The following is a 5,042-nucleotide window of genomic DNA, read 5'->3' on the forward strand; positions in this document are numbered from 1 at the left end:
CTATCCAGGACTATTGATCGCGCCAACGAGTTCATCGGCAAATGGATATCGTGGCTGATCCTGCTGGCGATCCTGGTGAGCGCCGCCAACGCCATTATCCGCAAGGTGTTCGACATATCCTCGAACGCTTGGCTCGAGCTGCAATGGTATCTGTTCGGCGCCGCCTTCATGCTGGCCGCCGCCTATACGCTGAAGCAGAACGAACATATCCGCATCGACGTCGTCTACGGCCTGTTTCCACGCCGCGTGCAGCACTGGATCGACCTTTTCGGGCATGTCTTTTTTCTGATGCCGTTCGTGACGCTGATGGTGATCTATTTCGTTCCTTATGTGTCGCTGTCGTTTCGCAGCGGCGAGATGTCCAACAATTCCGGCGGCCTGATCATCTGGCCCGCCAAGGCCATCCTGCTCGTCGGGTTTTTCCTGCTGGCGCTGCAGGGCATCTCCGAGATCATCAAGAAGATCGCCATCATGCGCGGAGACATGGACGACCCCAATCCCTTCATATCGGTGCATGAGCAGGCCGAACTCGAAGCCAAGGCGCTGGCCGACGAGGTGCGTTCGTGATGGAGTTCATCGCGCAGAACATGGCGCCGATCATGTTCGCTTCGCTGATCATCTTCCTGCTGATCGGCTACCCCGTCGCTTTTTCCTTGGCCGCCAACGGCTTGATGTTCTTCTTCATCGGCGTGCTGCTGTCTCCCTATTCCGGAGGATCGATCAACCTCGCCTGGCCGCTCCTGCACGCATTGCCGGATAATTTCTACGGCAGCCGGGTGATGTCGAACGACACGCTGCTGGCCATCCCGTTCTTCACCTTCATGGGCATCGTGCTCGAGCGGTCGGGCATGGCCGAAGACCTGCTCGACACGATCGGCCAGCTGTTCGGGCCAATCCGCGGCGGCCTCGCCTACGCCGTGATCTTCGTCGGCGCGCTTTTAGCGGCGACCACCGGCGTGGTGGCGGCTTCCGTCATCGCCATGGGCCTGATCTCGCTGCCGATCATGCTGCGCTATGGCTATGACCGCCGGCTCGCATCCGGTGTCATTGCCGCCTCCGGCACGCTTGCCCAGATCATCCCGCCGTCGCTGGTGCTGATCGTGCTTGCCGACCAGCTCGGCCGCTCGGTCGGCGATATGTACGCGGGCGCGTTGATCCCGGGCCTCGTGCTCACCGGCCTCTATATGTCCTATATCCTGATCATGTCGATCATCCGGCCGAACTCGATGCCGGCGCTGCCGCTCGAGGCCCGTACACTTGGCCATGGCGTGATGTCGCTGCTGGTGGCTTTGCTGGTCACATCGGCGGTTTCCTACGCGGCATATCGTTATCTGGCGCCGGCGCATGGCGACAATGCCGACATTCTTGGCGCGACTGCCGGGGTGCTGTTCATCTACATCGTCGCCATTGCCGACAAGCGCCTGAACTTCAACATGATGTCCAGGCTAGCGCAGCAGGTGATCATCGTGCTGATCCCGCCACTGGCGCTGATCTTCCTGGTGCTGGGCACCATCTTCCTGGGCATCGCCACGCCGACCGAAGGCGGCGCCATGGGCTCGGTCGGCGCCTTGTTCATGGCGGCGGCCAAGGGGCGCTTGTCGCTTGACGTCGTTAAGCAGGCACTGGCCTCGACGACAAGGCTGTCGTCCTTCGTGCTGTTCATCCTGATCGGCGCACGGGTGTTCTCGCTGACCTTCTACGGCGTCAACGGCCACATCTGGGTCGAGCACCTTTTGACGTCGCTGCCGGGCGGCGAGGTCGGCTTCCTGATCGGCGTCAACATGCTCGTCTTCTTCCTCGCCTTCTTCCTCGATTTCTTCGAACTGGCGTTCATCATCGTACCGCTGCTGGCGCCCGCCGCCGACAAGCTCGGTATCGACCTGATCTGGTTCGGCGTGCTCCTGGGCGTCAACATGCAGACCAGCTTCATGCACCCGCCCTTCGGCTTCGCGCTGTTCTATCTGCGTTCGGTGGCCGCGCGCGTGCCCTATCTCGATCGTCTCACCGGCAAACAAATCGCGCCGGTGACGACCGGCCAGATCTATTGGGGCGCGGTGCCCTTTGTCTGCATCCAGGTGATCATGATCGGGCTGACCATCGCCTTCCCGCAAATGGTGATGCACTACAAGGGAACGACCGTCGATCCGGGCACCATCGACTACAAGGTACCGGAGGTGCCCGGCCTGTCGCCGCTGGGCACGCCGCCGGCGGATGGAGCGGCGCCCGCTGGTGGCGCCACGGCGCCGGCCGCTCCTGACCTTTCGCAACCGCCCAGTTTCGGCGATCCGACACCGGCAAAGCCGGCAGCGCCACAGCCCGACCTGTCGCAACCGCCAAGCTTCAACTGAACCGGCATGGTCAAGACCATGAAAGCGGTGCGGCTGGAAGCAGTGGGCGGCATCACGCTGCGCGACGTCGACATGCCTGACATCGGTGCGGATGAGCTACTGGTGCGCATCGAAGCCTGCGGCGTCTGCGGCACGGACCGGCATCTGTTTCACGGTGAATTTCCCTGCACGCCACCGGTGACGCCCGGCCATGAGTTTTCCGGCATCGTCGAGGCGATCGGAACATCGGTCTCGGGTTTTGCCATCGGCGATCGTGTTACCGGCGACCCCAACATAGCCTGTGGGCGCTGCGCACACTGTCACGCGGGACAAGTCAATCTCTGCAGCAATCTGTGCGCGATCGGCATTCATCGCGACGGCGGCTTTGCCGAATATCTTGCCTTGCCGCAGAAGCAGGCTTTCGTCCTGCCTGCAGGCCTGAACCCCCTGCACGGTGCCTTCTGCGAGCCGCTCGGCTGTTGCCTGCACGGCGTCGACCTTGCCGGTATCAAACCGGGCAGCTCGGTGGTCGTGCTTGGCGGCGGCGTGATCGGCCTGCTCACCGTGCAGCTGGCAAGACTGGCGGGAGCCACGACCATCATCCTGTCGACCAGGCAGGCTTCGCGGCGCGCCCTCGCCGAGGACCTCGGCGCGACAGCGACGATCGATCCGACAGCCACCGATGTCATCGATGCGATCGCCGGACCGGCCGGTCTGGCGCCAGGTGGCGTCGACGTCGTCTTCGAATGCGCCGGCGTGCGAGAGACCGTCGAGCAGTCCATGCGCCTGGCCCGAGCCGGCGGCACGGTCGTCATTGTCGGCGTGACGCCGCAAGGCATGAAAGCGGAATTCGAGCCGTTCGACCTGTTGTTCCGGGAACTGAAGGTGCTCGGTTCCTTCCTCAATCCCTACACCCATCGCCGCGCCGCCGAACTCATCGCTTCCGGTGCGGTCGAGATCGACAGGCTGATCTCCAGGCAGGTGTCGCTTGAAGAAGCGCCAGCGGTGATCGCCAATCCGCCGGCGCCCGGCGAGGTCAAGGTTCTGGTGGTGCCGCGCCGCGGCTGAACCGCCGGCTTCGCCTCCCGGCATATACAGAAAAGCTCTCTAAGCGGGGTCCGCCCAGAGAGCTTTTGAGCAGAAGTACAAACGACTACAGCTTGCCGTTGCGCTGCTGGACCATCATGAAGGTGTCGTAATTGTATTCGGCCACCTGTGCCCAGAGATAATGCTCCTTGCGGAAGCCCTTGATCGATTCCCAGATCTTCTTGAACGGGGCGTTGGAAGCTTCCATTTCGGTATAGACCTCGTTGGCCTTTTCGAAGCAGGCGGCCATGATCTCCTGGCTGAACGGGCGCAGTTTCGCGCCGCCGGCCACCAGCCGCTTCACCGCCGCAGGGTTCAGATAATCGTATTTCTGCAGCATGTTGGCGTCGGCCGCCTGCGCGGCAGTGTGCAGCAGCGACTTGTACGTTGGCGAAAGCTCTTCGTACTTCGCCTTGTTGAACATCAGGTGGACGGTCGGGCCGCCCTCCCACCAGCCGGGATAGTAATAATAGGGCGCCACCTTGTAGAAGCCGAGCTTCTCGTCGTCATAGGGGCCGACCCATTCGGCCGCGTCGATGGTGCCTTTTTCCAACGCCGGATAGATGTCGCCGCCGGCGATCTGCTGCGGCACGACGCCGAGTTTCTGCACCACCTTGCCGGCAAAACCGCCGATTCGCATCTTGAGGCCGGAAAGGTCGGCCACCGTGTTGATTTCCTTTCGGAACCAGCCACCCATCTGCACGCCGGTGTTGCCGCCCGGCAGGCCGAAAAGGCCCTGCGTGGCGAGAAACTCGTTGAACAGGTCGATGCCGCCACCATGGTAATGCCAGGCATTCATGCCGCGTGCGTTGAGCGAAAAGGGAACCGCCGCACCGAGCGCCCATGTCGGGTCCTTGCCCCAGTAGTAATATGCCACCGTATGGCAGGCCTCGACCGTGCCGGCCGTGGTGGCGTCGGCGGCCTGCAGGCCAGGCACCAGCTCACCGGCAGCAAAAACCTGGATCTGGAAATTGCCGTCGGTGGCTTCCGACAGCATCTTCGAGAACACCTCGGCGCCGCCATAGATGGTGTCGAGCGACTTCGGGAAGGACGACGCCAGCCGCCATGTCACCTTGGGATTGGACTGGGCGATTGCAGGCGCCGCCAGCGTGGCCGCCGCCGCCGCGGCACCGACGCCGGTGACACCGGCCTTGCGAATGAATGAACGACGATCCATGAAGTTCCTCCCTTTTGGATCAACAGGCCGACGTCAGAAAATCCTCGGTTTCCGTGTCGGTTCGTTCGAGACAATACACAGGCAAGAAGTCGAGTCCAGCAGGCCGGCCCCATTTGACGGCGAAGCCCGGCTGCACTGCAACTATAGTCTAACAGGCCGTTTCGTGGCCCATGCGACACGCCGAAACTTGGCATGGAAAAATAACGTGGGATCGCCTATTTTGAAGGCAGGTATCCCTTGCCCAAATGGAACACAGAGCCCAAATGCATCAGCCGCTCGTCGCCATATCGACCGACGTCCGTCAGTTCGACAACTACACCTGGCACGCCGCCCCACAACAATATCTGGAAGCGGCGATCACCGGCGCCGGCGTGTTCCCGGTGCTGGTGCCATCGTTCGGCGACCGGCTCGATTTCGACGAACTCCTGTCGTCGGTCGACGGCGTCATGGTC

At 62.3% G+C, this 5,042-nt stretch carries 5 protein-coding genes; 4 read left to right on the forward strand and 1 reads right to left on the reverse strand.

Going from position 1 to position 5,042, the window contains the following annotated elements:
• The 3 genes from EN879_RS23945 to EN879_RS23955 all read left to right on the forward strand — a co-directional run.
• On the forward strand, positions 1-567 hold a 567-nt coding region (locus EN879_RS23945), incomplete at its 5' end, for a TRAP transporter small permease subunit (protein WP_245493857.1).
• Complete coding sequence (locus EN879_RS23950) at positions 564-2,348, forward strand: TRAP transporter large permease subunit (RefSeq protein WP_174299056.1); 1,785 nt, start codon at positions 564-566, stop codon at positions 2,346-2,348. The genes EN879_RS23945 and EN879_RS23950, both read left to right, overlap by 4 nt.
• Before the next feature lie 18 nt (positions 2,349-2,366).
• Positions 2,367-3,395 (forward strand): zinc-dependent alcohol dehydrogenase family protein, encoded by a 1,029-nt coding sequence (locus tag EN879_RS23955; protein WP_063170440.1) that lies wholly within the window; start codon positions 2,367-2,369, stop codon positions 3,393-3,395.
• A gap of 85 nt (positions 3,396-3,480) precedes the next feature.
• Here EN879_RS23955 and EN879_RS23960 read toward each other — a convergent pair whose 3' ends face one another.
• Positions 3,481-4,590: a TRAP transporter substrate-binding protein gene (locus EN879_RS23960; RefSeq protein WP_013528215.1), complete on the reverse strand. Its 1,110-nt coding sequence runs from the start codon at positions 4,588-4,590 to the stop codon at positions 3,481-3,483.
• Between the two features lie 263 nt (positions 4,591-4,853).
• On the opposite strand from EN879_RS23960, the gene EN879_RS23965 reads away from it, so the two are divergent.
• Positions 4,854-5,042: gamma-glutamyl-gamma-aminobutyrate hydrolase family protein (locus EN879_RS23965; RefSeq protein WP_164774548.1), on the forward strand; the 189-nt coding region annotated here is incomplete at its 3' end.

Origin of the sequence: Mesorhizobium sp. M7A.F.Ca.AU.002.02.1.1 (genome assembly GCF_003998535.1) — a bacterium.
In the GTDB taxonomy this organism is placed as follows: domain Bacteria; phylum Pseudomonadota; class Alphaproteobacteria; order Rhizobiales; family Rhizobiaceae; genus Mesorhizobium; species Mesorhizobium ciceri.